The sequence below is a fragment of the Arachnia propionica genome, assembly GCF_037055325.1.
GTDB lineage: Bacteria > Actinomycetota > Actinomycetes > Propionibacteriales > Propionibacteriaceae > Arachnia.
This window is the reverse complement of record NZ_CP146373.1, coordinates 334,177-360,718: the sequence shown is the minus strand read 5'-3', so window position 1 is coordinate 360,718 and position 26,542 is coordinate 334,177. Positions and strand designations below refer to the sequence as shown.

Annotated in this window: 26 protein-coding genes; 8 read left to right on the top strand and 18 right to left on the bottom strand. The window is 64.0% G+C overall.

Translation table 11 applies throughout. The features are described 5' to 3' along the window. Window positions 1-85 precede the first annotated feature (85 nt). Complete coding sequence (locus tag V7R84_RS01590; protein WP_338571338.1) at window positions 86-871, top strand: NAD-dependent deacylase; 786 nt, start codon at window positions 86-88, stop codon at window positions 869-871. A 5-nt stretch (window positions 872-876) separates the two neighbouring features. Here the strand turns inward: V7R84_RS01590 and hisH are convergent, their stop codons facing one another. From hisH to dnaE, 6 genes are read right to left on the bottom strand one after another with little or no spacing between them, the layout of a single operon-like run. After that, complete coding sequence (gene hisH, locus V7R84_RS01585; RefSeq protein WP_338571335.1) at window positions 877-1,476, bottom strand: imidazole glycerol phosphate synthase subunit HisH; 600 nt, start codon at window positions 1,474-1,476, stop codon at window positions 877-879. 8 nt (window positions 1,477-1,484) lie between these two features. After that, window positions 1,485-2,093: an imidazoleglycerol-phosphate dehydratase HisB gene (hisB, locus tag V7R84_RS01580; RefSeq protein WP_338571333.1), complete on the bottom strand. Its 609-nt coding sequence runs from the start codon at window positions 2,091-2,093 to the stop codon at window positions 1,485-1,487. Next, window positions 2,090-3,175 carry a histidinol-phosphate transaminase gene (locus tag V7R84_RS01575; RefSeq protein ID WP_338571330.1) on the bottom strand — a complete coding sequence of 362 codons (1,086 nt, stop codon included), beginning with the start codon at window positions 3,173-3,175 and terminating at the stop codon, window positions 2,090-2,092. The genes hisB and V7R84_RS01575 overlap by 4 nt, the downstream gene beginning before the upstream one ends. After that, window positions 3,172-4,473: a histidinol dehydrogenase gene (hisD, locus tag V7R84_RS01570; RefSeq protein WP_338571327.1), complete on the bottom strand. Its 1,302-nt coding sequence runs from the start codon at window positions 4,471-4,473 to the stop codon at window positions 3,172-3,174. Before hisD ends, V7R84_RS01575 begins: the two co-directional genes overlap by 4 nt. 6 nt (window positions 4,474-4,479) lie before the next feature. Further along, complete coding sequence (locus tag V7R84_RS01565; RefSeq protein ID WP_338571324.1) at window positions 4,480-5,037, bottom strand: hypothetical protein; 558 nt, start codon at window positions 5,035-5,037, stop codon at window positions 4,480-4,482. Beyond that, entirely contained in the window at window positions 5,030-8,584 is a 3,555-nt protein-coding gene (gene dnaE / locus V7R84_RS01560) for a DNA polymerase III subunit alpha (protein WP_338573772.1), read from the bottom strand. The genes V7R84_RS01565 and dnaE overlap by 8 nt, the downstream gene beginning before the upstream one ends. An 83-nt stretch (window positions 8,585-8,667) precedes the next feature. Between dnaE and V7R84_RS01555 the strand changes: the two genes are divergently transcribed. The 3 genes from V7R84_RS01555 to V7R84_RS01545 all read left to right on the top strand — a co-directional run bounded on the left by V7R84_RS01555 (window position 8,668) and on the right by V7R84_RS01545 (window position 11,305). Then, entirely contained in the window at window positions 8,668-9,303 is a 636-nt protein-coding gene (locus tag V7R84_RS01555; protein ID WP_338571321.1) for a DUF1707 domain-containing protein, read from the top strand. Between the two features lie 77 nt (window positions 9,304-9,380). Then, entirely contained in the window at window positions 9,381-10,673 is a 1,293-nt protein-coding gene (locus V7R84_RS01550; protein ID WP_338571318.1) for a sensor histidine kinase, read from the top strand. Next, complete coding sequence (locus tag V7R84_RS01545; protein WP_338571316.1) at window positions 10,661-11,305, top strand: response regulator transcription factor; 645 nt, start codon at window positions 10,661-10,663, stop codon at window positions 11,303-11,305. Before V7R84_RS01550 ends, V7R84_RS01545 begins: the two co-directional genes overlap by 13 nt. Before the next feature lie 30 nt (window positions 11,306-11,335). Here the strand turns inward: V7R84_RS01545 and V7R84_RS01540 are convergent, their stop codons facing one another. From V7R84_RS01540 to hisI, 7 genes are all read right to left on the bottom strand, one after another. Next, a complete protein-coding gene (locus V7R84_RS01540; RefSeq protein ID WP_338571314.1) occupies window positions 11,336-11,896 on the bottom strand; it encodes a DUF6612 family protein in 561 nt (186 codons plus the stop codon). Continuing rightward, window positions 11,893-12,183 carry a hypothetical protein gene (locus tag V7R84_RS01535; RefSeq protein ID WP_338571313.1) on the bottom strand — a complete coding sequence of 97 codons (291 nt, stop codon included), beginning with the start codon at window positions 12,181-12,183 and terminating at the stop codon, window positions 11,893-11,895. The genes V7R84_RS01540 and V7R84_RS01535 overlap by 4 nt, the downstream gene beginning before the upstream one ends. Window positions 12,184-12,247: 64 nt before the next feature. Beyond that, window positions 12,248-13,081, bottom strand: a complete 834-nt coding sequence (gene trpA / locus V7R84_RS01530; RefSeq protein ID WP_338571311.1) for a tryptophan synthase subunit alpha — start codon at window positions 13,079-13,081, stop codon at window positions 12,248-12,250. Further along, the gene (gene trpB / locus V7R84_RS01525; protein ID WP_338571309.1) at window positions 13,078-14,316 is read right to left on the bottom strand and encodes a tryptophan synthase subunit beta; all 1,239 of its coding nucleotides are present in this window, start codon (window positions 14,314-14,316) and stop codon (window positions 13,078-13,080) included. The genes trpA and trpB overlap by 4 nt, the downstream gene beginning before the upstream one ends. Window positions 14,317-14,493: 177 nt before the next feature. Continuing rightward, entirely contained in the window at window positions 14,494-15,273 is a 780-nt protein-coding gene (gene trpC, locus V7R84_RS01520; protein WP_338571307.1) for an indole-3-glycerol phosphate synthase TrpC, read from the bottom strand. Continuing rightward, the gene (locus V7R84_RS01515) at window positions 15,270-16,766 is read right to left on the bottom strand and encodes an anthranilate synthase component I (protein ID WP_338571304.1); all 1,497 of its coding nucleotides are present in this window, start codon (window positions 16,764-16,766) and stop codon (window positions 15,270-15,272) included. Before V7R84_RS01515 ends, trpC begins: the two co-directional genes overlap by 4 nt. Next, on the bottom strand, window positions 16,760-17,110 hold the full coding sequence (hisI, locus tag V7R84_RS01510; RefSeq protein WP_338571303.1) for a phosphoribosyl-AMP cyclohydrolase: 351 nt from the start codon (window positions 17,108-17,110) through the stop codon (window positions 16,760-16,762). The genes V7R84_RS01515 and hisI overlap by 7 nt, the downstream gene beginning before the upstream one ends. A gap of 572 nt (window positions 17,111-17,682) precedes the next feature. Between hisI and V7R84_RS01505 the strand changes: the two genes are divergently transcribed. Both V7R84_RS01505 and V7R84_RS01500 read left to right on the top strand, forming a co-directional pair. After that, complete coding sequence (locus V7R84_RS01505; protein WP_338571302.1) at window positions 17,683-18,888, top strand: RtcB family protein; 1,206 nt, start codon at window positions 17,683-17,685, stop codon at window positions 18,886-18,888. Between the two features lie 63 nt (window positions 18,889-18,951). Further along, window positions 18,952-19,560, top strand: coding sequence for a maleylpyruvate isomerase family mycothiol-dependent enzyme (locus tag V7R84_RS01500; protein ID WP_338571301.1), 609 nt, complete (start codon window positions 18,952-18,954; stop codon window positions 19,558-19,560). 18 nt (window positions 19,561-19,578) lie between these two features. On the opposite strand, the gene gatB is transcribed toward V7R84_RS01500, so the two are convergent. Genes gatB through V7R84_RS01480 form a run of 4 tightly spaced genes read right to left on the bottom strand, consistent with a single transcriptional unit; the run spans window position 19,579 to window position 23,592 of the window. After that, window positions 19,579-21,066: an Asp-tRNA(Asn)/Glu-tRNA(Gln) amidotransferase subunit GatB gene (gene gatB / locus V7R84_RS01495; RefSeq protein ID WP_338571300.1), complete on the bottom strand. Its 1,488-nt coding sequence runs from the start codon at window positions 21,064-21,066 to the stop codon at window positions 19,579-19,581. Then, window positions 21,063-22,577 carry an Asp-tRNA(Asn)/Glu-tRNA(Gln) amidotransferase subunit GatA gene (gene gatA / locus V7R84_RS01490; RefSeq protein WP_338571298.1) on the bottom strand — a complete coding sequence of 505 codons (1,515 nt, stop codon included), beginning with the start codon at window positions 22,575-22,577 and terminating at the stop codon, window positions 21,063-21,065. The genes gatB and gatA overlap by 4 nt, the downstream gene beginning before the upstream one ends. A gap of 3 nt (window positions 22,578-22,580) precedes the next feature. Continuing rightward, window positions 22,581-22,874 carry an Asp-tRNA(Asn)/Glu-tRNA(Gln) amidotransferase subunit GatC gene (gene gatC / locus V7R84_RS01485; RefSeq protein WP_338571296.1) on the bottom strand — a complete coding sequence of 98 codons (294 nt, stop codon included), beginning with the start codon at window positions 22,872-22,874 and terminating at the stop codon, window positions 22,581-22,583. Window positions 22,875-22,923: 49 nt separating this feature from the next. Beyond that, window positions 22,924-23,592 carry a FadR/GntR family transcriptional regulator gene (locus V7R84_RS01480; RefSeq protein WP_338571294.1) on the bottom strand — a complete coding sequence of 223 codons (669 nt, stop codon included), beginning with the start codon at window positions 23,590-23,592 and terminating at the stop codon, window positions 22,924-22,926. Between the two features lie 424 nt (window positions 23,593-24,016). Between V7R84_RS01480 and V7R84_RS01475 the strand changes: the two genes are divergently transcribed. Together V7R84_RS01475 and V7R84_RS01470 are read left to right on the top strand one after the other, a co-directional pair. Further along, window positions 24,017-24,769, top strand: a complete 753-nt coding sequence (locus V7R84_RS01475) for an ABC transporter ATP-binding protein (RefSeq protein WP_412728099.1) — start codon at window positions 24,017-24,019, stop codon at window positions 24,767-24,769. After that, window positions 24,745-26,328, top strand: a complete 1,584-nt coding sequence (locus V7R84_RS01470) for a hypothetical protein (protein WP_338571290.1) — start codon at window positions 24,745-24,747, stop codon at window positions 26,326-26,328. Before V7R84_RS01475 ends, V7R84_RS01470 begins: the two co-directional genes overlap by 25 nt. On the opposite strand, the gene V7R84_RS01465 is transcribed toward V7R84_RS01470, so the two are convergent. Continuing rightward, window positions 26,316-26,540 carry a hypothetical protein gene (locus V7R84_RS01465; RefSeq protein WP_338571288.1) on the bottom strand — a complete coding sequence of 75 codons (225 nt, stop codon included), beginning with the start codon at window positions 26,538-26,540 and terminating at the stop codon, window positions 26,316-26,318. The genes V7R84_RS01470 and V7R84_RS01465 overlap by 13 nt on opposite strands. Window positions 26,541-26,542 lie beyond the last annotated feature (2 nt).

Below are 26,542 nucleotides of genomic sequence, written 5' to 3'. Positions count from 1 at the left end.
GCCGGCCCTGCACCCAGCTTCCGCAGACCGTCCCCATCCCTGCGCACGGGGTCCATGCGCGGTGGCGCTGTGCAAGAGTAGGGACATGAACCGCCAGAAACTGGAACCGCTTCCCCCCGAGTTGCTGGAACGAGCGCGCTCAGCTCGCAGAATCCTGGTGCTGACCGGGGCTGGTATGTCGGCGGAGTCGGGAGTCCCCACTTTCCGTGATGAATCAGCTGGCCTGTGGTCCCGGTATTCCCCCGAGGCGATGGCCACCGAGGAGGGGTGGCGTGCAGATCCCGAGCTGGTGTGGGCCTGGTACCTGTGGCGCATCGGGATCGTGAACTCCACATCCCCGAACGCAGGACACGAGGCGCTTGCCCGCTGGGCGGGTTTAGAGGGCCAAAGATTTTCTCAGCAGCACATGGATATCGTCACTCAGAACATTGATGACCTCCATGAGCGAGCAGGCTCGGCGGTGCTCTCCCATCTCCACGGCAGGCTCGACCGTTTCCACTGCATCGACTGCGGTCTTCCCGGCCAGCCGGACCTGTCAATGGCCTCCAGAGAACCGGTCCTGCGCGTCCAGCCATCCCCGTGCGAATCCTGTGGGGGCGACCTCAGGCCGAGCATCGTGTTCTTCGGCGAACCCCTGGACGCGACCGACATCGACGCGGCCGTGGAGGCCGCCCAGCTAGCCGACCTGGCCCTGGTGGTGGGGACCTCCTCGATCGTTTATCCGGCAGCCGCCCTCCCTGGGTTGGCGGCACGTGCCGGGGCGTTCGTGGTGGAGGTCAACCCGAATCCCACCAACCTGGACTGCGACCTGCACTGGTGCACCACTGCGGCCATCGGGTTACCTCAACTGGTGGATCAGCTGGCCTCCTGAAGGGCCTACAGTCCCAGCCAGTTGCGCAGCAGCCGCGCGCCGGCTTCCCCGGATTTCTCAGGATGAAACTGGGTGGAACAGACGTTCCCACGTTCCACTGCGGCCACAAAGGGAACCTCGTGAGTGGCGGTGGTCACCAGGACGCCGTCATTTCCCGACATCTGGGTCACCGCGTAGCTGTGAACGAAATAGAACCGTTCGTCCTCGATGCCGGAAAACAGACGACTGCCGGGGGGAACCTCGACGCGGTTCCAGCCCATGTGCGGAAGCCGGCGGGCCGTCAGGGGGCGCACGGTTCCTGGCCAGAGGCCGAGACCGGCGGTGCAGATGCCGTGCTCGGTGCCCTCCTCGAAGAGAATCTGGTGTCCCACGCAGATGCCCAGCAGCGGTTTCCCGGTGGGCAGCCACCCCTCCAGCAGCTCCGATCCCCCGGCAGCCTGCAGCCCCGCCATGCAGGCGGCGTAGGCCCCGACGCCGGGCACCACCAGCGCATCGCATCCCGCCAGTTCCTGGATGTCCGCGGTCAGCACAACCTTGCCCCCGGCCGCCGCCAAGGCACGTGCTGCAGAATGCAGGTTGCCCGATCCGTAGTCGAACAATCCCACCCGGGGTTTCAGAGCGCCCCCTTCGTGGAGGGCACGTCCACAACGCGCGGGTCGAGGGCGACGGCATCACGCAAAGCGCGGGCCAGGGCCTTGTACTCGGCCTCGACGATGTGATGGGGGTCACGACCTGCGAGGAGCCGCAGGTGGATGCACAAGCCAGCGTTCACACCAAGGGACTCGAAAACGTGGTAGGTCATGGAACCCGCGTAGGTGACACCCGATCCGCCGATGCGGGCGTAGGCCTGTCCCTCGGGTTCGCCCGAGCACACCACGTAGGGGCGTCCCGCCACGTCGACCACGCAGTGCGCCAGGGCCTCGTCGAGGGGCACGGTGGCGTCCGCGTAGCGCCGGATGCCGCGTTTGTCCCCGAGGGCTTCGCCCAGCGCCTGACCGAGCACGATCGCGGTGTCCTCGACGACATGATGCCCATCGATGTGCACGTCTCCGCTGGCTTGGATGTCAAGGTCAATCAAGGAGTGCCTGGACAGTGCGGTGAGCATGTGATCGTAGAAACCAACCCCGGTCGAGATCCGGCTCAGGCCGGTTCCGTCCAGGTCGAGGGTGACGGTGATCTCTGACTCGCTGGTGGTCCGGGACCTGGTTGCGGTGCGGCTCATGAATGACGTCCTTCCGGATTGTTCTCGGTGATGGCCCGTTTCAGGGCCGCCATTTCCCGGGGGGTGCCCACGGAGGCCCGCAGAAATCCCTCGGGTCCGGTTTCGCGAATCAGTACCCCTCGATCCAGCAGCCCCTGCCACACGGCGTGGCGGTCCGTGAAGCGCCCGAACAGTACGAAATTCGCATCCGAGGGCACCACCTCGTAGCCGTGGCCCCGCAGCCAGCCCTGGAAGGCCCGACATTCCTCGGTCAGTTCCTCCACCTGGGCCAGCAGTTCGTCCCGGTGTGCAAGGGCCACCCGGGCCAGGACCTGGGTCTGGAGGCTCAGATGGTAGGGCAGCCGCACAATCCGGCAGGCGTTCACGACCTCCGGGGCGGCTGCCAGGTATCCGACGCGTCCACCGGCCATGGCGAAGGCCTTCGACATGGTGCGGGTGATCACGAGCCTGGGATGTCTGGCCAGCAGCGACAATGCCCCGGGGCGGCGGGAGAACTCCTGGTAGGCCTCGTCGACCACGACGATCGCGTCCGTGGCGGAGCAGATCTCATCGATCACCTCCGGAGCGGTGCACGTGCCGGTCGGATTGTTTGGGGTGGTGATGACGACCACTGCCGGGGTGTGGCGTTCCATCGCGGAGAGCATCAGGTCGGCATCCAGCGTGAAGTCCGGATTGCGGGATTCGGTCACGTAGGTGGTGCAGGTGTTGCGTGCGTACTCGGGATACATGGAGTAGGTGGGAGTGAAGGTCAGCATCTTGCGACCTGGCCCTCCGAAAGCGGTCAGCAGCTGCCCCATGATCTCATTGGATCCGTTTCCCACCCAGACGTTGCGAGCAGTCAGACCATTGCCAAGGTAGGCCGCCAGGTCCTCACGAAGTGCTACCGCTTCCCGGTCCGGGTAGCGGTTCATCGTCGCCGCGGCTTCCTGGATGGCCTCTCCCATGGCCCGCCTCAATTCTCTGGAGGGCGGATAGGGGTTCTCGTTGACGTTGAGGACCACGGGTACGTCAATCTGCGGTGCGCCGTAGGGCTCCTCCCCCACCAGGTCTTCCCGGAGCGGCAGGCTGGAGAAGCCGCTCATCGTCTCGTCCTGACCGTGATCGCCGCGGCGTGCCCGGGTAGGTCCTCGGCCAGCGCGAACCGTTCGATCCCATCGGCGATGTCATTCAGGGCCTGCACCGAGTAGTCGATGACGTGCACGGTGCGCATGAAGGAGCGCACGGTCAGACCCGATCCGTGGCACGCGCAGCCCGCGGTCGGCAGGACATGGGTAGAGCCAGCCGAGTAGTCGCCGAGGCTGACGGGCGAGGAATCGCCGACGAAGATGGCACCAGCATTGTTGATCCGGGCAGCTACCTTTCCGGCGTCGCGGGTTTGGATCTCCAGGTGCTCGGCGGCGTAGGCGTCAGCCACATCAACCGCCTGGTCGAGGTCACGCACCAGTAGTACAGCCGACTGTTGCCCCGTCAGAGCGGTGCGGATCCGCTCCCGGTGTTTCGTGACAGCAACCTGAGAGCCCAGCTCGACCGCCACCGAGTCAGAGAGCTCAGGGGAGTCCGTGATCAGGACGGATGCGGCCATCGGGTCGTGTTCGGCCTGGGAGATCAGGTCGGCGGCCACGTAGGCGGGATTCGCGGAGGAGTCCGCGATAATGGCGATCTCGGTGGGTCCGGCCTCGGAGTCGATGCCCACAATTCCCCGCACCAACCGTTTCGCAGCCACCACGTAAATGTTCCCGGGACCGGTGACCATGGCGACAGGTGCGCAGAGGCCAGCCACCCCATGGGCGAACATCGCGATTGCCTGGGCCCCGCCGACGGCGTAGACCTCCTCAACGCCGAGCATGTGACACAACGCGAGGATGTTCGGGTGCGGCCAGCCGCCGAAACCGGCCTGCGGCGGGGATGCGACAGCTATTTCCCGGACACCGGCCACCTGGGCAGGGACGACGTTCATGATCACGCTGGAGGCCAGCGGAGCGAGCCCGCCCGGCACGTAGAGACCGACCCGTTCGACAGGAATATTACGCAACCCCACCCAGGCGCCCTCGGCTAGGACCACGGGGGCGGGGTCGGGATCACATTCCAGAGTTTCGGCGACCACGCGGCGACGCCTGATGGATTCCTCGAAGGCTTCCCGGAGCTTTGGGTCGAGTTGTTCGGCGGCCTTCGCCAGAACCCGCTCCGGCACCCGAAAGGTCACGGGAACCACACCGTCGAAGCGATGCGAGTACTCGGCAAGTGCCTCAGTTCCTCGCTCACGGACTGCGTCGCACACCTCCCGTACCGCATCCATGGCTCCCGCGACGTCCAAAGCCGCTCGGGGAATATGGGCGCGATAGTCACCCACGAGGTCGGTCAGGTCAACCGTTCTAAGCACAGTCGGTCAGTCTACCGCCGCGATCCTCCGAGGTTCCGATGGCGGTACCTGATGTGGTGGCGATTCAGGCCAGAACGCTGCGAGCAGCATCACAGGGGTGATGGCGCAGAACGGCCCCACCAGCAGAGCGGACATCGAATGTAGGGTCAGGTCGATTGGGATGATGTCCCCAGCAGAAGCCGCAGCCAGGCGGGCGTCGAAGGTCGGCGGCAGGATCCACATCCCGCCCAGCCATGTGAGCAGACAGACCGCCAGCGCTCCACCGACAGCCGCCACACACACCCACCAGCCGCGGTCCCTGAACCACCACCAGGAGATCAACCCGATTGCGATACCACTGAGAGCGGCGAGCAGCGCGAACAGCGCATCCGTCGAAAAGACCTCAGCGAGCCCTCGTTCCGGCAGGCTCGCTCCGAGTTCCTGGGACACGAGATACCCGGGCCTACGCGCGAGCCATGCCCAGATGAGGGCACACAGAACTCCCAGCCCCAGCAGCACCCCGAGGAACTGAAGCACACGCCACAGCAGGCGTGGCATGGCCCGGGAAGGGCGGGCCTCAGCCATGAGTAGCTCCCCTCCCGAAGGACACCGCATTCGGTCCCAGGAGTGCCTTCAGATCGGCGAACAGCGGCGAGCTCGGGGCAACATGGAAACCATTGCCGAGCCGGAAGGTGGTGAGCCGGTCACCGTTGCGGAGCTGGAGATGTACCTCCGCCGACCCGGGATGGCCCGACAGCACCTGCTTGAGGTTGCCGACAACCCCTGGAGTGCAACGCATCGTCGGCAAGGTCAGCACCACCGGCCCCAGGCCGCCGTCAGCGCTCACCTGCGGGGCGTGCACGTCCTGAGCTCGCATCCGTGCCCGATCCTCCGAATCCTCGACCACTCCCTTGACCGCGACGATGGTGTCCGGCGCCAAATACTGGGCCACCGCATCATAGACCTTCGGGAAGACCGTGACCTCGATGCTGGCCTCCAGGTCCTCCAGCATGAGGACCGCGTAGAAGGCCCCTTTCTTGTTGACCCGTCTGGTCACCGAGGTGATGAGCCCGCACACGGTGGTCTCGCCTCGGAATCCGCCTTCCGCAGCGAGACTCGAAACCGAATGTTTGCCGTGCTGAAGCAGCACATGTTCCAAGCCGTTGAGCGGGTGGTCAGAGACATAGAGTCCGAGCATCTCCCGCTCGAAGGCCAGTTTCGTGCGCTTGTCCCATTCGTCCAGGTCGGGGACGGGTTGCCTGTCGAGACCACCTTCCTCGCCATCACCGCCGAATTCTCCGAAGAGGTCAAACTGCCCGTGTTCCTCGTTCTTCTTGAGTTCGATGACCGAGTCGACGGCATCCTCGTGGACGGTCATCAGCGACCTCCTGCTGTGTCCCAGCTCGTCGAACCCACCTGCCTTGATCAGCGACTCGATCACCCGCTTGTTGCACATCAGCAGGGGCGCCTTGTCGAGGAAGTCGTAGAAGTCCTTGGCCTTTCCAGCCCGGGCCCGTTCCGTGGTCCACGCGGAAACCACCTTGTCGCCGACGTTGCGGACGGCCCCCAGGCCGAAACGGATGTCCTTTCCGACCGGGGTGAAGGCGATCTCGGAGGAATTGACGTCGGGCGGCAGGACGTGAATTCCCATGCGACGACACTCCGCCAGGTAGCCGGCGGACTTGTCTTTGTCATCGCGGACCGACTGCAGCAAGGCCGCCATGTACTCGGTCGGATAGTTCGCCTTCAGGTAAGCAGTCCAGTAGGAAACCACCCCGTAGGCGGCTGAGTGAGCCTTGTTGAAGGCGTAATCCGAGAAAGGCAGCAGGATGTTCCAGAGCACGTCGATGGGTTCCTGACTGAACCCTCGTTCCTGCATGCCCTTGCTGAAGCGTTCGTAGTGGGCGTCCAGCTCCGCCTTCTTCTTCTTGCCCATGGCGCGGCGAAGCATGTCGGCGGCGCCCAGCGTATATCCGGCAAGTTGCTGGGCGATCGCCATCACCTGTTCCTGATAGACGATCAGGCCATAGGTTTCCCCCAGAATCGGTTCGAGGGCTTCGGCGAGCTCCGGGTGGATCGGTTCCACCGTCTCGCGTCCAGTCTTGCGTCGCGCGTATTTGTTGTGCGAGTCGGCCCCCATGGGACCGGGGCGATAGAGCGCGCCGACGGCGGAGATGTCTTCAAAGCAGTCGGGCTGCATGGAACGCAGGAGCTGTCGCATCGGGCCACCATCGAGCTGGAAGACCCCCAGGGTATCGCCGCGTTGCAGCAGATCATAGGTGGCCGAATCGGTCAGGGGAAGATCCTCCAGCACGATATCGATGTCGCGGTTGATCTTGATGTTGTTCACCGCATCGGCGATCACCGTGAGGTTCCGCAACCCCAGGAAGTCCATCTTGATCAACCCGAGGGATTCGCATCCCGGGTAGTCAAACTGGGTGATGATGGCACCGTCGGATTCCCGTTTCATCACCGGGATGACGTCCTGCAGGGGGGCATTCGACATGATCACCCCTGCGGCGTGCACACCCCACTGGCGTTTCAGGCCCTCGATTCCCTTGGCCGCCTCGACCACGGTCTTGACGTCCGGGTCCGAGTCGTAGAGGTCCCGGAACTCCTGACCCTCGGCGTAGCGTTTGTGTTCCGGGTTGAACAGGTCCGGCAGCGGAACCCCCTTGCCCATGACGTCGGCAGGCATGGCCTTGGTGATCCGCTCCCCGACGGCGAACGGCATGTCCAGCACCCGGGATGCATCCTTGACAGCGGCCTTCGCTTTGATGGAGCCGTAGGTGATGATCTGGGCAACCTTGTCGGAGCCGTACTTGTGGGTGACGTACTGGATCACCTCACCGCGGCGGCGATCGTCGAAGTCGATGTCGAAGTCCGGCATGGAGATGCGTTCGGGGTTGAGGAACCTCTCGAACAGCAGGCCGTGCTCGAGAGGATCGAGGTCGGTGATGCGCATGGCATAGGCGCACATGGATCCAGCCCCCGATCCCCGTCCGGGACCCACTCGGATGCCGTTGTTCTTAGCCCAGTTGATGAAGTCCGCAACCACCAGAAAATAGCCGGTGAAGCCCATCTTGGAGATGATTCCGGATTCGAACTCGGCACGTTCGATGACCGCGTCGGGAATGCCGTCGGGGTAACGCTGGTGGAGTCCCTTCTCCACCTCCTTGTGGAACCAGGAGTCCTCGGTTTCGCCCTCTGGACAGTCGAAACGTGGCATGTACGTGCCAATACCCTCATCGAAGACGGTTTCGATGCGTTCAGCGATGGCCAAGGTGTTATCACAGGCCTCGGGGATGTCCTTGAACAAGGCTCGCATCTCCTCAGAGCTCTTAAGGTAGTAGCCGGAACCATCGAATTTGAACCGGTCGGTCTGGGCCTTGCGGGAACCGGCCGAAACGCACAGCAGGGTGTCGTGGGCATCGGCGTCCTCGGCATGCACGTAGTGGAGGTCATTGGTGGCCACCAAAGGTAGGTTCAGGTCCTTGGCGATGCGGAGCAGGTCACGTCGCACCTTGTTCTCGATCGACAAGCCATGATCCATCAATTCGACGTAAAAATTACCCTCCCCGAAGATGTCGCGGAACTCCGCCGCCGCGGCCCGTGCGTTGTCGTACTGGCCGAGTCGAAGGAAGGTCTGGACCTCACCCGAGGGGCAGCCCGTGGTGGCGATCAGCCCTTTGCCGTATTCGTTCAGGAGTTCTCGGTCGGCTCGGGGTTTGTAGAAGAATCCTTCCAGGGAGCTTCGAGAGCTGAGCTTGAACAGGTTGTGCATGGCCTGCTTGTCGGAGGCCCACATCGTCATGTGGGTGTATGCGCCCTTCGATGCGACGTCGTCTCCGGTGCCGTCACCGAATTGCACGCGTTTGCGTTCGGTGCGATGGGTACGGGGGGTGAGGTAGGCCTCCAGACCGATGATGGGTTTGACGTCGTAGTTTTTGGATGCCTTGTAGAACTCGTAGGCCCCGTAGAGGTTCCCGTGATCCGTGATCGCCAGCGCCGGCATGCCCATGCGTTCCGCGCCCTTGAACAGATCGTGGACGCGCGCGGCGCCGTCGAGCATCGAGAACTCCGTGTGGCAGTGCAGGTGTACGAACGTATCCCCCACGACCGCTCCTTCCATCCGACCCGAACGGGCACCAACCCTACCCCGGGAAGCGGATCGGGCCTGCATGGGCCACTTGGGAACCGCGTAAGCTGACCCCCATGCCCCAACCGGACCACCTACGCTGCTCGGATGCGGACCGTACGGCCATCGAACAGCTGTTGACCGATGCCTACTCCGATGGTCGCCTGACGCGCGAAGAACACGACGAACGCCTCAACAGGACCTGGGAAGCAAAAACTTTCGGGGATCTGCGGGAGATCACCACCGACCTGGTATCCACCACTCCCAAGCCCGCCTCGTATCTGGTGGAGAGCACCCGGGACGACCAGTCGCGCGTGCTGGTCGATCCTGCGGGGGCAGGACCGGAAAGCGAGAACATCGTCGCGATCTTCGGGGATGCAAAACGGGGCGAGGGCTGGCGGGTGCGTGCCAACACCCACGTGAACACGGTCTTCGGCGACGTGAAACTGGACCTGACCAAAGCCGTGTTCGATTCCGCGTCCCCCCAGTTGAACGTCATGGTGGCCATGGGCGATGTGGTCCTGCGGGTTCCCACCGGGGTTAGGGTCCGCAACGAGGCCGCCTGCATTTTCGGGGACGTGGGGGTGGCCGGTCTGGAACCGGATGAGAGCGGTCCGGAGCTGGTGCTGACCGGTGTCTGTATCTTCGGAAACGTCAAGGTGTACGGCCCGAAACACAAATCTTTCTTCAAGAAGTTCAAGGAGCTGCTCTGAAACTGTCGGGCCAGCCCCACCCCGGGCCTCGTGCCAGCAGGATGGGAACACGGCCCGCTGAGGTGAAGAGTGAAACCATGAACACGAACCGCACTTTTCAGCCTCCCCTCGGAGGAACTATCGCCTACCTCCTGCTCGGCTGGCCCGTTATGTTGTTCGCCTTCATCATGGTCGTGACCTTCACGGCGCTCGGAATCGGTACAACCGTCATCTGGGTTGGCCTCCCCATCCTGGCCTTCGCCCTGCTGATGGCCCGTGGGTTCGCCACCATGGAACGGCATGTCCAGGCGGGACTCTTCGGACGCGAAACAGCAGCATTGCACTATCGACAGCGCCAAGAAGGGGATTCCTGGTTCAAGGCGATGCTCAACGTCATCGCAGATCCCCAATCATGGCTCGATGTCCTGTGGGTGTTCGTGGGCTTCATCACTTCCACCTTCACATGGGCGCTCGCCGTGGCCTGGGCAGGTCTGTGCACAGGGCCGGTGATAGGCCCCATTTCCGCCCTGCTCAACGAGATTTTCCACTCGAATGGCGGCGGTCTTGCCTACCTCTACTGGTGGGGCACAGGTTTCACTCCCATGTTGAACCCGACCCTCGTGAGAATCCTCGATGCACTCATCTACATAGTGGTGGGATTGCTCGCCATCAAGCTGGCACCACCCGTGTTCCGCGGACTGGCATGGCTGCGCAGCTCAGTAAGCGATGCCCTGCTGAACCTGAGGGCCCGCAACAATGCCCAGATCACTCAGCTCCGTGACTCTCGGGCTGCGGTGCAACGCGCCGAGACCGGAGCCCTGCGGAAGCTGGAACGCGACATTCACGACGGTCCACAGCAACGACTCGTGCGACTCAATATGGATCTGGCCCGCACCCGCAAGCAGATGGAACAGAACCCGGAGCGGGCCCGCGAGATGCTGGGAGAGGCCATGGCCCAGACTCAGGAAACCCTTGCCGAGCTGAGGCAGCTGTCTCGCGGTATCGCACCGCCAGTACTGGTCGATCGTGGGCTCGAGGCCGCCATCGACGAGACCGCAGCGCGCTCCGCCATCCCGGTGACCGTCTACTCCAGCATCCCCGGGAAACTGCCCGACCACGTCGAGCAGGCGGCCTATTTCGTGATCTCGGAGTCCCTTGTCAACGCCAACAAACACTCCCGGGCCACCACAATCGACCTGATCACCGCGGTCCAGGACGGTTGGCTGTACGTCACCATCACCGACGACGGCATGGGAGGTGCCTCAACGGCCAAAGGACACGGTCTGGCAGGTTTGGAGGAACGCCTCCAGGGAGTCGACGGGAGGTTGTCCGTGACTTCCCCGACCGGGGGGCCAACCACGATCGAGGCGGTGATCCCTTGCGAATCCTGATAGCCGACGACTCGGTCCTGCTGCGGGAGGGCCTAGCATTGCTCCTGGGCGACGGCGGTCACGAGGTGATCGCCGCCGTCGGGAGTGGAACCGAACTGGTGCCCCGTGCACTCGAGCTGCGTCCCGAGCTGATCATCACCGACATCCGCATGCCCCCGTCGAACACCGACGAGGGCCTGCGGGCCGCCGTCGAGATTCGCAGCCGTTGGCGTGAGGCCCCCATCCTGTTGCTGAGCCAGTACGTCGTGGCTGCCTACGTGCAGGAACTGCTCGCCGACGGCGGCACCCACCTCGGTTATCTCCTCAAGGACCGGGTCGCCGACATCGACACCTTCCTGGAAGCTGCGGATCGAGTCGCGGAGGGCGGGCTGGTTCTCGACCCCGAGGTGGTGGCGCAGGTTCTGGGGCGTGGCCGCAAGGCGGACCCCGTTGCCCAGCTGAGTCCCAGGGAAAGAGAAGTCCTGGGGCTGATGGCCGAGGGGCATACCAACGCCGGCATAGCGAAGCGCCTGGTAGTGACGGAAGGGGCGATCGAGAAACACACCCAGCGCATCTTCTCCAAACTCGGCCTCCACCCGGACCCGGGCGTTCACCGCCGGGTGAAGGCCGTGCTCACTATGCTCTCCAGCTGATGTCCCACGCACCCCGCGGAAGGCTTGGCCTCAGGAAGAGAAGAAGGTCTTCAGGCTGGTCTCAGGGGCATCCGTCAGATCAGCAGGAACGCTGAGGGTGACCTCTTTGCTTTCGTCGGAGGTCACGTTCACCTTCATGTCCATCTTTGCCTTCTGCCCCTGAGAAGTCACATCGGCTTCGAGTTCCAGGGCAAAGCTTTTCATATGATAGGTGTTCTTATCCACTACCATAGTGAGTAGGCAGCGACTATTCGACAAATTTTCGATGCTGTTGCCGGAGCCAGTTTTTTTGGCGATATTCATCAGAGCTTCATGCGAGGGAATCAGCTGAACAATATAGTTTCCACCCTCTTCCTTTGCACCCACCTTTTCAGGATTTTTCGCATACATCTCCACTGAGGCCATGGAGGACTGTTGCATGTGATCAAGCAGACTCCGCGCTCCTTCCTCAGACAGTTTCTCCTGTCCCTTCTTGTCAGCACCGGCCCCCTGCCCCAATCGCGCATAGGCGTGATAGCCCTCCTCCTCCTGTTGAAAGAGCATATAGAGCTTCACATCACTGGTTTTCCCGGAGCCGGCTGAAACTTTCATATCGACCCGACCTCACTCATACGTTGATCACCGGATTCCTTGGAGTCCAGATTCATGTCCATCTTCATCGTCATGTTGTCCATCGATACCGTGAGCGCGGCATCCATAGCCACAGTCTTGTCATGATCTGAGATGAGTTGCTGTGACGCACCACGATTCATGGCCTTGCTCAAGATATCGCTGGCATCAAGGTTTGGGTCGGAATCGATTTGTGGCGCACTTCGCCCACAAGCAGCAAGAGCGAGAACCGCACAAACGATGACCACAAGAAAACGACTTCGAACCACGGCGAACTCCTTTATCACATCGCTTGAAATCCATTGTAGGATTCGAGTGGTTCAGGCCAGCGCGTCACTTTAAGGATCGACGCACCCCGTCCGCCAATTCGGCACTCAGAGTGCCCAGCTTTTCCAGATCCCCCGGCATATCCGTCCCATCGCTTGCCAGACAACGCACCAGGGCGGAGCCGACAATGACCGCATCCGCATAGGCGCCGACCTCTGCGGCTTGCTCTCCGTTGCCGACTCCCAGGCCGACACCGACCGGCAGGCCCGGATCGATCTCCCGGGCGCGTGCGACAATCACCGGGGCGGCTTGCGAGGTGCCCTGGCGCACACCGGTCACCCCCATGACACTGGTGGCGTACACCCACCCCCGGCAGGCTGCCATGGTCATGGCAATGCGTTCCGGAGTGCTGGAGGGGGCGATCAGGAAGATCCTGTCGAGGCCGTGGGCGTCGGTGGCGGCAATCCATTCGTCGGCCTCGTCCGGGGTGAGGTCGGGGGTGATGACGCCCGCTCCCCCAGCGGCGGCCAGGTCTCGAGCAAACATGTCGGGGCCGTACTGTTCGATCAGGTTCCAGTAGGTCATCACCACCGGGGTCCTGCCACACGAGGCGACGGTCTCGGCGGCGGTGAAAGCATCACGGGTGCGCACCCCCCGGGCAAGGGCCCTGGTGGTGGCGTGCTGTATGACAGGGCCGTCGAGGAAAGGATCGGAGTAGGGCATCCCAATCTCCACGATGTCGGCCCCCGTACACAGAACGCGGTAAGCCTCGCAGCTTTTCGCAACGTCCGGGTAGCCGACCGGCAGGTAACCGACAAAGGCGGCACGCCCCTGGGTGCGACAGGCGTCCAGAACCTTGCCGGAGATCCCCAGGCGGGTGGGGTCCGTGAAGTTGTTCATTTCATCTCTCCCACGACTCGGTCGGGTTCGCCAGACATTCCGAACCACTCGAAGGCGGTGGAGACGTCCTTGTCACCTCGCCCAGACAGACAGACTAGGATGCGGGGGCGCGCCTCGGGTTTCTCACCGGTCAGTTTCAGGGCCAGGCGTCTGGCACCTGCAATGGCGTGCGCGGACTCGATCGCGGGAATGATCCCTTCGGTTCGGGTCAGCAGTTGGAAAGCATCCATTGCTTCAACGTCGGTGACGGGTTCGTAACCTGCCCTGCCGGTCTCGGCCAGCCAGGCGTGTTCGGGACCAACCCCCGGGTAGTCGAGTCCGGCAGAGATCGAGTGCGAGTCCATGGTCTGCCCATCCTCGGTCTGGAGCACGAAGGTGCGGGCACCGTGCAGCACACCGGGGCGGCCCGCACCGATCGTCGCCGCGTGATTCCCGGTTTCAATGCCCTCACCCGCGGCCTCGATACCGAGCAGGTGCACAGATTCATCGGGGATGAACTCGGCGAACGCTCCGATGGCGTTGGAGCCACCTCCGACGGCAGCCACCACGCAGTCTGGAAGGCCGCCGTGTTCTTCGAGCATCTGAGCGCGGGCCTCAGTGGAGATCACCCGCTGAAGTTCCCGGACCAGGTAGGGGAAGGGATGCGGCCCGCCGACCGTTCCAATCAGGTAGTGGGTGTTCTCGACGCTCGACACCCAGTCCCGCATCGCCTCGTTCATCGCGTCCTTCAAGGTGCGGGAACCAGAGGCGACGGCGTGAACCTCGGCGCCCAACAGTTGCATCCGGGCCACGTTAAGGGCTTGGCGTTCGGTATCCAGCTGTCCCATGTAGATGCGGCACTCCAGGCCAAGCAGGGCGGCCGCCGTGGCGGTGGCGACGCCGTGCTGTCCGGCGCCGGTCTCCGCGATCACCCGCGTTTTCTCCATTCGCTTGGTGAGCAGCGCCTGGCCGAGCACGTTGTTGATCTTGTGTGCGCCGGTGTGGTTTAGGTCCTCGCGCTTGAGAAAGATCGTGGCATTGCCACAGTGCCTGGAAAAGTTCTCAGCGACTGTTACAGGGGTCGGTCGTCCCGCATAGTTTCGTTGCAGGCATGCGAGTTCACGCTGGAAGACCGGATCGGCCCGGGCGGCCCGGAACTCGGTGTCCAGCTCCGCCAGGGCGGCGTGCAACGCCTCCGGCACGAACGTTCCGCCGAATCGACCGAAATGGCCTCGGGCATCGGGAAATGCGGTCATGTGCAGCAGCCTACTGGGTCGCGCAGGTGCGAACGTCGCTTTCCCACATCGCCGATGCTCTTCGACGCCATCCTGGTTCTGATTGCCACCACGTGGTCCTTGTGCTTCTGCGACAGATCGCTGGACCCAGGCCGTCCATCGGTTTGCCGGGGAAGGAGAACCCACCGGTAGGCACGGTCAGTCGATCGCTGCGAACTCCTCCACAGCGGCGCGGGGGTCACCATTTAGGACCAATGCCTCCCCAACGAGGATGGCGTCGGCTCCCTCCTGGCGAACCCTTCGAGCATCATCGAGGCTGAGGATCCCGGACTCGGCGACCTTGACCCGGTCATCGGGAATGAGAGAGGCGAGTTTCCCGAACTGGTCGAGATCCACCTCGAGTGTCTTCAAGTCCCGGTTGTTGATCCCGATCACCTCAACCCCTGCGCTGACGGCCCTTTCCACCTCTTCCTCGGTGTGGGTCTCCACCAACGCGGTCATCCCCAGCGCGTCGGTCAGGTCCAGGAAAGCCCGCAGCTCCACATCGCTGAGGGCGGCAGCTATGAGCAACACCAGGTCGGCACCGTGAACCCGTGCCTCGTAGAACTGGTAAGGATGCACCATGAAGTCCTTGCGGAGCAGCGGGGTCTCCACTGCTTCGCGGACCGCATCGAAATCCGTCAGCGAACCGTTGAATCGCCGTTGCTCGGTTAGCACGGAGATCGCGGCAGCTCCCCCTGCTGCGTAGTCGACGGCAAGCGCCGCGGGATCCGTGATTTCGGCCAGGTCCCCCTTGGAGGGTGAACGACGTTTCACCTCGGCCATGACGGCCAACCCGGGGGCTCGCAGAGCGGGGAGCACAGGGCGCGCCGGTTGTACCTCCCGCGCCAACTCCAGCAGTGTCTCAAAGGGCTGATCGGCTTGGCGAACGGCCAGGTCCTCCCTGACCCCGGTGATGATCTCGTCGAGCACGGTCATGTGGTTTCTCCCAACTTTGCGGCGCGGCGGAGCGCGGTGATGACGGCGGCAGCCTTGTGCGAACACTCGGCGTCCTCTCTCCCAGGAACGGAGTCGGCGACGATTCCCGCGCCCGCTTGGACGTGGGCGATGCCGTTCTTGAGCACGGCGGTACGGATCGCGATGGCCACGTCCGAATTGCCTGCGAAATCGAAATAGCCGACCACGCCGCCGTAGAGTCCGCGGCGGCTGACCTCCAGGTGATCGATGATCTCCATTGCCCGCACCTTCGGCGCCCCGGAGAGGGTGCCAGCTGGGAAGCAGGACAAGGTGGCATCCAGCGCGGTGCGCCCCTCGGCCAGTCGTCCGCTGACTGCAGCTTCCAGGTGCATGATGTGGCTGTAGCGGTGGATCTGCATGAACTCGTGGACGGTGACACTGCCGGGTTCACAGATACGCCCCAGGTCGTTGCGTCCGAGATCCACCAGCATCAGATGCTCAGCACGCTCCTTCGGATCCGCCAGCAGTTCGGCGGCCAGCTCCCTGTCCTCTACCTCGGTGCTGCCCCGTGGTCGCGAACCGGCGATGGGCCGGGTGGTGGCCACGCCGTTCTGGACCGTCACGAGAGCCTCGGGGCTGGAGCCGATGACTGCGAACCCGGGCAGCCGCAGCAGGTAGAGGTAGGGACTGGGGTTGGTCAATCTGAGGGCTCGGTATACTTCCAGCGCATCGGAGTCGGTGGGCACGTCGAAGCGCTGTGCGACCACCACCTGGAAGGCTTCCCCAGACTCGATCTCAGCGATGGTGGCCCGAACCGCCTGCTCATACTCAGCCGAAGTGCGTTGCCGCCTGATCTCGAGGTCGACCAGGCCGTCGCGTGCCGGTTCCACCAGGGAGGGGACCGGCTCGGCGAGCCGCTCGGCCATTTCCTCGATGCCGACCAGCGCTTCGTGATAGGCCCGTTCCACACCCTCGTCGGTGCCGTCGTAGTTGATGGCGTTGACGATCAAGTACACCTCATGCGTCTTGTGGTCCAGCACCGCGACCTGGGATGCGAGCATCATCACCAGCTCGGGAAGCCTGAGGTCGTCGGTGCAGGTATCCGGCAGCGTCTCCAGCCGCCGCACCACGTCGTAGCCGAGATAACCGACCATCCCGGCATGGAACGGTGGTAGTCCCTCGGTGGCTGGTGTAGCGAGTTCGGCGAGGGTCTGGCGCAGAACATCGAGTGGATCGCCGTCACCGATGCCGGTCAGTTCCCGCCCCAGCCAGATCGCTTTCCCGCCGCGCTCCGTGAGGGTGGCAGCGGAACGCACCCCGACGAAGGAGTAGCGGGACCACACACCTTCCGAGGCCGATTCCAACAAGAAGGTTCCCTCGCGTGCCCCGCACAGGGTGGCGTACAGCCCAATCGCCGTGAGGTGATCGGCCAGCAGGCGGGCATGGACGGTGATCACGCGACGGGTCTTCGCCAGCTCGGTGAATTCGGCGAAGGAAGGAGAGATGTTCAGCATTCGACGTCGCTTCCGGTCAGCTCGGCGAAGAAACAGGTGGCGTTGCCCGTGTGACAGGCGGCCCCGGCCTGCTCGACGCGTAGCAGTACCGTATCGCCGTCGCAGTCCACATGAACGGAGAGCACGCGCTGGTGGTTACCGGAGGTTTCTCCCTTGACCCAGTAGATCTGACGGCTGCGGGACCAGTAGGTGGCCCGACCACTCGTCAAGGTGCGGGCCAGGGCCTCCTCATCCATCCAGGCCAGCATCAGCACCTGCCCGGATGCGACGTCCTGGGCGACTGCCGGAACGAGCCCGTCGGCGTTGAACCGCACCCGGGCGGCCACGTCCTCACGCAATCTCATGGAGCCATTCTTCCCGTAAGCTCGTGGCCTGGCCAACCCGAAAGGCCGTGGAAGGGCTACAGAAATTCCAAGATCCTCATGCAGAATTCCGACCACACGGACCTCACCAGTGGTGCGAGAGCCGAGGTCGGCAGGTCGTGGCCAGATTCACAAGATCAAGAATCAACGAAGGGCGCCCGGAGGGATCGACAGGGTTGGGTGACGGGGCAACCGGACCATAACTACCCGGGTGATTCCCGCCGACGAGTTGCATTTCGCCAGCGAATTTGCCATGCTTCTCCGCGGCATCAAGGTAAGGTGCCGGGCCCGGTTCACCGGGTGAGCGAGAGGTTGAAACATGCAAGAAAAGCAGTTCGGTCGCGGCACCGCGGCGCGTTTGCTGCGTCTTGCCGTCTCAACCCGTCCCACGAACTCCGCACAGTCCCGCTGAGTTCCGGGGGCACGGAGCCCTCTCGCCCGATTTTTCTCACATGCCTCGTTTCCGAGAGGTCTCTGGTTGCCCCTGTCAACATTTTGAGGCCCTGCGGATGGGTGCTGCCCACCGCGGATCCTCCCGATTCAGGAGAACCATCATGTCCATCTACCCGGTGCCGCTGAGCGGCACCGTGAACACCCTCATGTGGGCCGACGAGACCGACATTGAGGAGCCTGCGATCAGGCAACTCCGCAATGTCTCCGCCCTTCCGTGGACCCACGGGCTGCGCGTCATGCCTGACGTCCATTACGGGAAGGGTGCCACCGTCGGATCCGTGATCGCCATGCACCAGGCAGTGGCTCCCGCCGCGGTCGGTGTCGACATCGGTTGTGGCATGACCGCGGTACGCACCAACCTGAGTCCCGACCGGCTTCCTGACAATCTCGGTCGGCTCCGCCACGCCATTGAGCGGGGCGTTCCGGTCGGGAATGGGGCACACAGGGATCACTCCCCCACCATCGACCGGCACGGCAGGCTGAAGCGCAGGTTCACGCAGATGCGGGAGGGCTTCGAATCGTTGCAGGCCCGCAGGCTCGCGCGTTCCTTCGGAAGACTCGAGACCAAGGCGGTGAGCCAGATCGGCACGCTGGGTGGCGGCAACCACTTCATCGAGCTGTGCGCCGGGGACGATGACCGCATCTGGGTGACCCTGCACTCCGGTTCCCGTGGCATCGGCAATCGGTTGGCTCAGGAACACATGGAGGTCGCCCAGTCCCTCACCCACAACAAGGGCCTGGTGGACCGGGACCTGGCCGTGTTCCTGAGCCACACCCCGCAGATGGAGGCCTACCTCCACGACCTGTGGTGGGCGCAGTCCTACGCGCTGCTCAACCGTGACGTGATGCTCGCCAGCATCTGCGACGACCTCTCACGGCACATCCCCCAGATCGCCTTCGAGGATCCGATCCGTTGCCACCACAACTACGTGGCCGTGGAGACTTACGACGACCTGGAGCTGATCGTCACTCGGAAGGGGGCGATCCGGGCCGGAAAGAATGATCTGGGTGTGATTCCCGGCTCCATGGGAACCGGCTCGTACATCGTTCGGGGACTCGGCAACCCGGTCTCCTACGAGTCGGCCTCGCATGGTGCGGGCCGGAGGATGTCGCGGAGTCAGGCCAAGCGGCGGTTCACCACCAAGGACCTGGCCGAGCAGACCAGAGGAATTGAGTGCCGCAAGGATCCCGGCGTAATCGACGAAATCCCAGCCGCCTATAAGGACATCGATGATGTGATTCGGGCGCAGTCTGATCTGGTCGAGGTCGTGGCACGGCTCCGGACCCTGCTGTGCATCAAGGGGTGAACCTGGGTCGCCTTGGAGCCGTTCTCCGAGGCGACCCGTGCCCCGAGCCCGTAGGCTTGGGGCATGAGCCTTGCTTCCCGGCAGCGCGAGTCGCTGTGCGATCTGATGTCCGAACTCGGGCCGTTGGCCCCCACCAGGTGCGACGGCTGGAACGTTGGCGACCTGGCCGCGCACCTGTGGATCCGAGAGCACAAACCGGCATCGCTGCCCGGGATCGGTTCGCAACGCTTCGCCGAGCTCACCAGACGAATCCAGACCGAAGCCCTGCATCTGAAAGGATTTCCGGCCCTGGTCAGGGAGCTACGCCGCCCGGGCTGGGTGATGCGCCCGCTCGATGGCATCGTCAACGCTGTGGAGTTCTTCGTCCACCACGAGGACGTGCTGCGTGCGAATGGCCTGACCCAGCACCTCAGCGACGACAAGGATCAGGCGGAACTGCTGCGCACCGTCCGGGTGCTGGCCTTCCGTGCGCAGCGTGCCTGGGGTGGGCAGCTCATCCTGGTTCCCACACTCGGTGGGGTCATCCGTCACGGCAGGGGAAATCGACCGCTGCGCCTCGCAGGCCTCCCCTCGGAGCTGCTGCTGTTCCTGACGGACCGGGACGCCGACATCGAGATCACGGCCGAACCCGAAACCGTGGAGGAGTTCCGGAGAGCCGTCGGCGGCCTGTAGCGGCCCGGGCCCGCCCGGTCAGGTCAGTTTCCCCATCAGCAGCTCCCGGACCCGGGCGGCATCCGCCTGGCCCTTCATGGCCTTCATGACCTGCCCAATGAGCGCCCCCACCGCCTGGTGTTTTCCACTGCGGATCTTCTGGACCACATCTGGGTTCGTGGAAATCACATCCTCAATGGCCGCTTTCAGCGCTCCATCATCGGAAACCACCTTCAGGCCACGCGTGGCGACCACGTCGCCGGGCCTGCCCTCGCCCGCGATGACACCGTCAAACACTGCGCGCGCCAGTTTGTCGGTCAGCTCGCCCGCATCCACCATCGCCTGGGTTTCCGCTACATCGGCCGGGGTGACGCCGAGCGCATCCATTTCGACGCCGGCCTCGTTGGCCCGGCGGGCCAGCTCACTCAGCCACCATTTCCGGGCCGACTGCGGGGAAGCCCCCGCGGCCACCGTCGCCTCGATCAGGTCCAGGGCCCCGGCGGCCACGACAGCTGCCATGGTCTTGGCATCGATGTCCCATTCCTCGGCCAGGCGCCTGCGACGCTCGGCGGGGGGTTCGGGAAGCGTGGCGCGCAGTTCCTCGATCCACTCCGCGCTGGGCGCCACGGGCACGAGGTCCGGTTCGGCGAAATAGCGGTAGTCCTGCGCCTCCTCCTTGGAGCGGCCAGGGCTGGTTGAGCCGTCGCCCTCGTGGAAGTGCCGGGTTTCCTGCGTGACCCGTCCCCCGCCCGCGAGGATCGCAGCCTGGCGTCGCATCTCGAAGGTGACGGCCCGTTCAATGGAGCGCAGCGAGTTCACGTTCTTGGTTTCGGTGCGGGTTCCCAACTCTGCTGATCCCTTGGGAGCCAGCGACACGTTCGCGTCGCAGCGCAGTGAGCCCTGTTCCATGCGCACGTCCGAGACGTCGAGGGCGCGCATCAGGTCACGCAGGTGGGCGACGTAGGCACGCGCCACCTGCGGGGCCTTCGCCCCTGCGCCGAGGATGGGCCGGGTGACAATCTCGATCAGCGGCATGCCGGCCCGGTTGTAGTCGATGACGGAGTGGTCGGCCCCGTGGATGCGTCCCGTCGCCCCGATGTGGGTCAGTTTACCGGCATCCTCCTCCATGTGAGCGCGTTCGATCTCGACCACGAAACTCTCTCCGTCGACCTCCAGTTCGACCCGGCCGTCGAAGGCGATCGGTTCGTCGTACTGGGAGGTCTGGAAGTTTTTGGTCATGTCCGGATAGAAGTAGTTCTTCCGCGCGAATCTGCCCCACGGTGCGATCCGGCATCCGAGCGCCAGACCAATACGAATCGCGGATTCGACGGCTTTCGCGTTGACCACGGGAAGTGCCCCCGGAAGACCGAGGCACACGGGACAGGTCTGGGTGTTCGGTTCCGCCCCGAACTCGGTAGAGCAGCCGCAGAACATCTTCGATTTCGTGTTGAGTTCGACGTGCACCTCCAACCCGAGCGCCGGATCGTAGTTTTCGATGACCTCGTCGAAGTCCATCAGGTCCGTCATCGCCACACCGCCCTTGTTCCGTCGAGAGGTTTCGCCCGTTTGAGCAGCGGCCCTTCCAGCCTGTCCTCCAGGGTTGCCTCGATGAAACCACCCACCCGGTAGAGCCGGTCATCGGCCAGCGGGGGTGCGATCACCTGCAACCCGACGGGCAACCCCTCATCGCTCAGACCGACAGGGAAACTCGCCGACGCGTTGCCGGCAAGGTTCGACGGGATGGTGCACAGGTCCGCCTTGTACATCGCCATCGGGTCGCTGGTGCGCTCCCCCAGTCTGAACGCGACGGTGGGTGTGGTGGGCGAGACCAGCACGTCGCACTCGGCGAAGGCCGCCTCGAAGTCGCGGGCCACAAGAGTGCGAACCTTCTGGGCGGATCCGTAGTACTGGTCGTGGTAGCCGCTGGAAAGGGCGTAGGTGCCTATGATGAGCCGGCGTTTGGCCTCGCGTCCGAAGCCCTGTCCTCTGGTGAATGAGGTGACTGCCTCCATGTCGCGGGATCCGTCGTCGCCGAGCCGCAGCCCGTAACGCACCGCGTCGAAGCGCGCGAGGTTGCTGGACAGTTCCGCCGGCATGATCAGGTAGTAGGCGGCCAGGGCGTATTCGAAGTATGGGCAGGACACCTCGACCACCTCGGCTCCGCCGTCGCGCAGCCACTGGACGGCCTCGGTGAATCGGGTTTCAACGGCGGCGTCGTAGCCCTCACCGCCGAGCTCCTTGACCACGCCGATCCTCAACCCCCGGACCTCGCGGCGGCGTGCCGCTTCCACCAGAGGGGGCAGCGGCTGTGCGATGGACGTGGAGTCCATGGGGTCGTGACCGCCCATGGCTGCGTGCAGTAGCGCAGCATCCAGGACGTTGCGGGTGACGGGACCGGGCTGGTCCAAGCTGGATGCCATCGCCACCACCCCGTAGCGCGATACCCCGCCGTAGGTGGGTTTCACCCCAACGGTGCCGGTCACCGCCCCGGGCTGGCGGATGGAGCCCCCGGTGTCGGAGCCCAGAGCGAGCGGGGCGAGGCAGCCCGCCACCGCGGCGGAGGATCCTCCCCCCGAGCCGCCGGGAATCCGATCGAGGTCCCACGGGTTGCGGGAGGGCCCGAAGGCGGAGGTCTCGGTGGAGGATCCCATCGCGAACTCGTCCATGTTGGTCTTGCCGAGGATGATCAGCCCGGCCTGTTTGAGGCGCGCGACGACCGTCGCGTCGTAGGGAGGGATCCAGCCCTCCAGGATGCGGGAACCGCAGGTGGTGGGCAGTCCCGTGGTGCAGAAGTTGTCCTTCACCGCGATGGGGATTCCCGCCAGCGGGCCGAGTTCCTCACCTTTGGCCCGGCGGGCGTCGATCGCGGCCGCGGCGGCCAGGGCGCCTTCGGCGTTGACGTGCAGGAATGCGTTGAGGGCCGGGTCAATCGCCTCGATCTGGTCGAGATGGGCGCGGGTCAGTTCGACGGAGCTCACCTCGCCCGCCGCGAGCAGGTCGGCTTGTTCATGGGCCGTCCTGGTGATGATCTCGGTCACGGTTCAGTCCTCGCTCAGGATCCGGGGAACGCGGAAACGCTCGTCCTCGACGTCGGGGGCTCCTGCCAGCACCTCCTGCTGAGGCAGGGATTCATGCACCTGGTCGGCGCGCATCACGTTGGTCAAAGGAAGTGCATGGGTCATGAGGGGGACGTCGTCTCCCGCCACTTCGCCCACCCGGGCCACCGAGCCCAAGATCACTTCCAGTTCGGGGGCCAGCTCGGCACATTCCGACTCGGTCAGTTCGAGCCGGGCCAGTGCTGCCAGCCGCGCCACATCCTGAGGGGTCAGGGCCACAGTTTCTCCTAGTTGATCTGCAATCCCGCTGCCACGGGCGTGGCCAATCCTAGCGCCGGAAACTCGCGAGAAGAGGCTCATAGTGTGTGCACACCGCTCGCCGGTAGTCGTTCACGTCCCCGGCCTCGGCTGCTTTGAGGATCTCTGTATGTGCACTGGGCAGGTCCGTCACGGTGCTCGGTGGGAGCTTGGCCATTGTCACGGCCTGAACCTCCCAGAAGGCCGCGACCAGGTCCGCGATGATCCTTCTGCCTGCGCGATGCATGAGGGTGATGTGAAAGCTACGGTCCAGCTCTGCGAAGGATTCCCCCTGTCTCCTCATCTCGGCAATCTGGTCGACCAACCGGTGGAGCTCCTCGTCGTTGGTTCCCCGGAGAATGGAACAGACCTGATCAGCCTCACCCAGGTCGATTCCCCGCCGCGCTTCGACCACCTCGCAAAGCGCTTGCTGGTGTTCCCCGTGAAGCATGCCCATGCGGAAGGTCAGCGTCTCCACCAAGGGACGGAGGGTGGCGTTCCCGACGAAGGTTCCCCGACCGTGTTGGACCTCGACGATATCCAGGGTGCTGAGGGTTCGCACAGCTTCCCGGACCGAACTCCGGGAAACACCGAGGCTGTCGCACAGATCAGATTCGCTGGGCAGGCAGTCACCAGGCTGAAGCCCGCTGGTTGTTATGAACTGCTTGATCCGTTCGACGGTCTCCGTTGCTCTGGTCATCCCTGTGCGCGGGCGACTCCGCCCATCTCCCGACCTCCGCATTCAATTTCCTGTCTTCGGCCCCCAGAACCAACCAGAGAAGTGGGCAAGATCGTAACGGAATCGGTTTCGATTCTTCGAGGCAGTCCCCTCCAAGTCGTTGTGCGCCCCTCAGGAGGACGGCTGCCGCAGGAGCTGTGCGAACAGAATCAGCTCCGGCATTCCTGCTAGGCCAGATGGCGCTCGTTGGGCACGAAGGGATGCCACCGGGGATCGCCGCCAGGGTTGCGGGACGAGGGGCATCGAGTTCACTCTCGCTTGTGGCGTAGGGGTTCACACCTTGTCGATCAGACGTCGGCACCGGGTGCAGCTGGTGATAATCCTGCGCGTAGCGCAATCATCCCACTGATACCACTCTAAAGTTGTGATCATGAACCCAGCTCTGATTACGGATGGCCTGTTCAAACGATTCGGCCCCAAGGTTGCCGTAGACAACTTGAGCCTCCAGATCCCCCAAAGGCATCTGTTCGGTCTGGTTGGTCCGAACGGCGCGGGCAAAACCACTGCGATGTCCATGATCTGTGGCCTGCTCCGGCCCGACTCCGGAACAGCTCGGGTTCTCGGCAACGATGTCTGGGCCGATCCGGTGACAGCCAAGAAACACATCGGGGTGCTGCCCGACGGGGTGCTGCTGTTCGACCGCCTAACCGGCGTCGAACTGCTCCGCTACAACGGTCGGCTGCGCAACCTCGCCCCCAAGGTCGTCGAGGAACGTTCGCGGGAGTTGCTCGGTGTGCTGGACCTGGCAGATGCCGCCGACAAGCTGGTCGCCGACTATTCGGCCGGTATGACCAAGAAAATCTCGCTGGCCAGCGCCCTGATCCACGCTCCCAAGTTGTTGATTCTCGATGAACCTCTCGAGGCCGTGGATCCGGTGTCCGGTCAGGTCATTCGCGATCTGCTGCGTGACTACGTAGATGGCGGCGGCACGGTGTTGCTTTCCAGTCACGTCATGGAGTTGGTGGAGAACATCTGCGACGGGGTCGGAATCATGGCTGCTGGGCGTATCTTGGTAGCGGGAACCGTGGACCAGGTCCGGGGCGACGGGACTCTTCAGCAAAAATTCGTGGAACTGGTCGGTCAGGGACAGATGGCCGGGGAGGAGACGCTGCAATGGTTGCGCCACTCATCGCTGTGAGGCTTCGTTCCCAGCTCTCCGCTCTCAGGAGCAGCCCGTGGGCGATGGTCGGATACATACTGCTCGCCTTGATGCTGCTGCCGCTTTTCGTCGGCCTGACCGTGGGGTTGTCCTACTTGAGGTTCCTACCCGATGTGCGCTCCCCCTTGATGCTCACGGCGGGCGCCGTCCTGGTGCTGGTGTGGACCTTCGGGTCGGTGTTGTTCTTCGCCATGGACGATTCCGTGTCCCCGCAGCGCCTGGTGTTGTTTCCACTCCGGTCCCGCGATCTGCTGGTTCCCCTGCTGGTCTCGGACCTGCTCACCTTGCCGGGGGTCTTCACCCTCCTGGTCTGCTGCGGTTTCGTGATTGGCTGGGCCACCGATCCACTTCTGACAATCGCCGGGATCGCTTCCACGGCCCTCGGAGCGGTGACAGGAATGCTCGCTGGCCGGATACTGGTGACCTCCCTGTCGCGCTGGCTGGCCGCCCGCAGAAGTCGGGATCTCCTGTACGTGGTGCTCCTGCTCGGCCTGATAGCGATCAGCTGGAGTGGTCCGCTACTGAGCCGCGGAATGTTCAATCTCGACCTGAACCGAGAAGCCATCGAGCTGGTAGGCGGTGCAGCCGGTTGGAGTCCGATGGGATGGGCCTGGGCCCTACCCACCGACCTGGCAGCCGGGCGCTCCGGGGTGGCTGCGTTGCGTCTCGCCTTGGCTCTGGTGCTACTCGCAGCGATGATCTGGTTGTGGTCCCGGCAGCTGGACCGGGCCCTGACCAGCCCCCTACCAAGCGCCGGAGGTGGCGCTCCGACCGTGTCCTCACCTTGGCTTGATCGTTTGTTTCCCCCGAATCCCGCCGGGGCCATCGCAGCCCGGAACCTGCGGTATCTACGACGCGATCCTCGCAGGTTCGCCTCGGTGCTGATGATCATGGCCGCTCCCTTCTTCGTGGTTTTCATGAACATGGTCCGAGACGAGAAGCTGATCCCCGAGTTCCTGTGGCTGGTGGCTGCCCTGGCCACCTGGATGGGAGGCATCAGCGCACTGCAGGACACACCCATGGACGGTTCGGCGTTGTGGCTGCACGCGGTCTCCGGGATCCGCGGTTTCGAGGACCGGCTGGGCCGTCTCATGGCGAACTCCCTGATCTACGGTGGCACGTTCGCGATGACGATGGTGTTGGCCTCGACGCTGCTGGGGGCATGGGGAGTCTTTCCGTTCGCCTTCGGGCTGGGCCTAGGAACCTTGATCGCCAACCAGGGGATGAGCCTTTTGATTAGTTCTTTCCTGAACGGCACCGCTCCCCCTCCGGGCACCAATCCATTCGCCAGCACGTCGAAGGGCCAGGGAGCGGCTTTCCTCGCCAGCGTGCTCCAGATGATCGGCTCCGTGATCCTGCTGTTGCCAGCGGCGGGGATGGTCTTCGCCTCCTACCGTTTCCCGCTACTCGGCTGGTTGTTCCTGCCGGTGGGGCCGGTCCTGGGTCTCCTGGCCGCCCTGGGGTTGATCTCCTTGGGTGGGCGACAGCTGGACCGAACCTGGCCGGAGGTGTTGAAGGCCGTCACCTACGAGAAATAGGCCCCGGCCTCATCCCCAGTGAGCATCAGGTAGAAAGTCCGAGCCAGGAAGAAAACCCCGACGGCCAAGCCGACAGCGATCAGCGGTACGAGCACCCGGGTCCATTTTTTCCAACGGGTGGAGGGCACCATCACCGGTCCCCACTCCCCAACCCGGGGTTGCGCGCGAAGCGGGGTGGAGCCGTTCAGGTTGAGGTCGGAGAAAAAGCGCACGA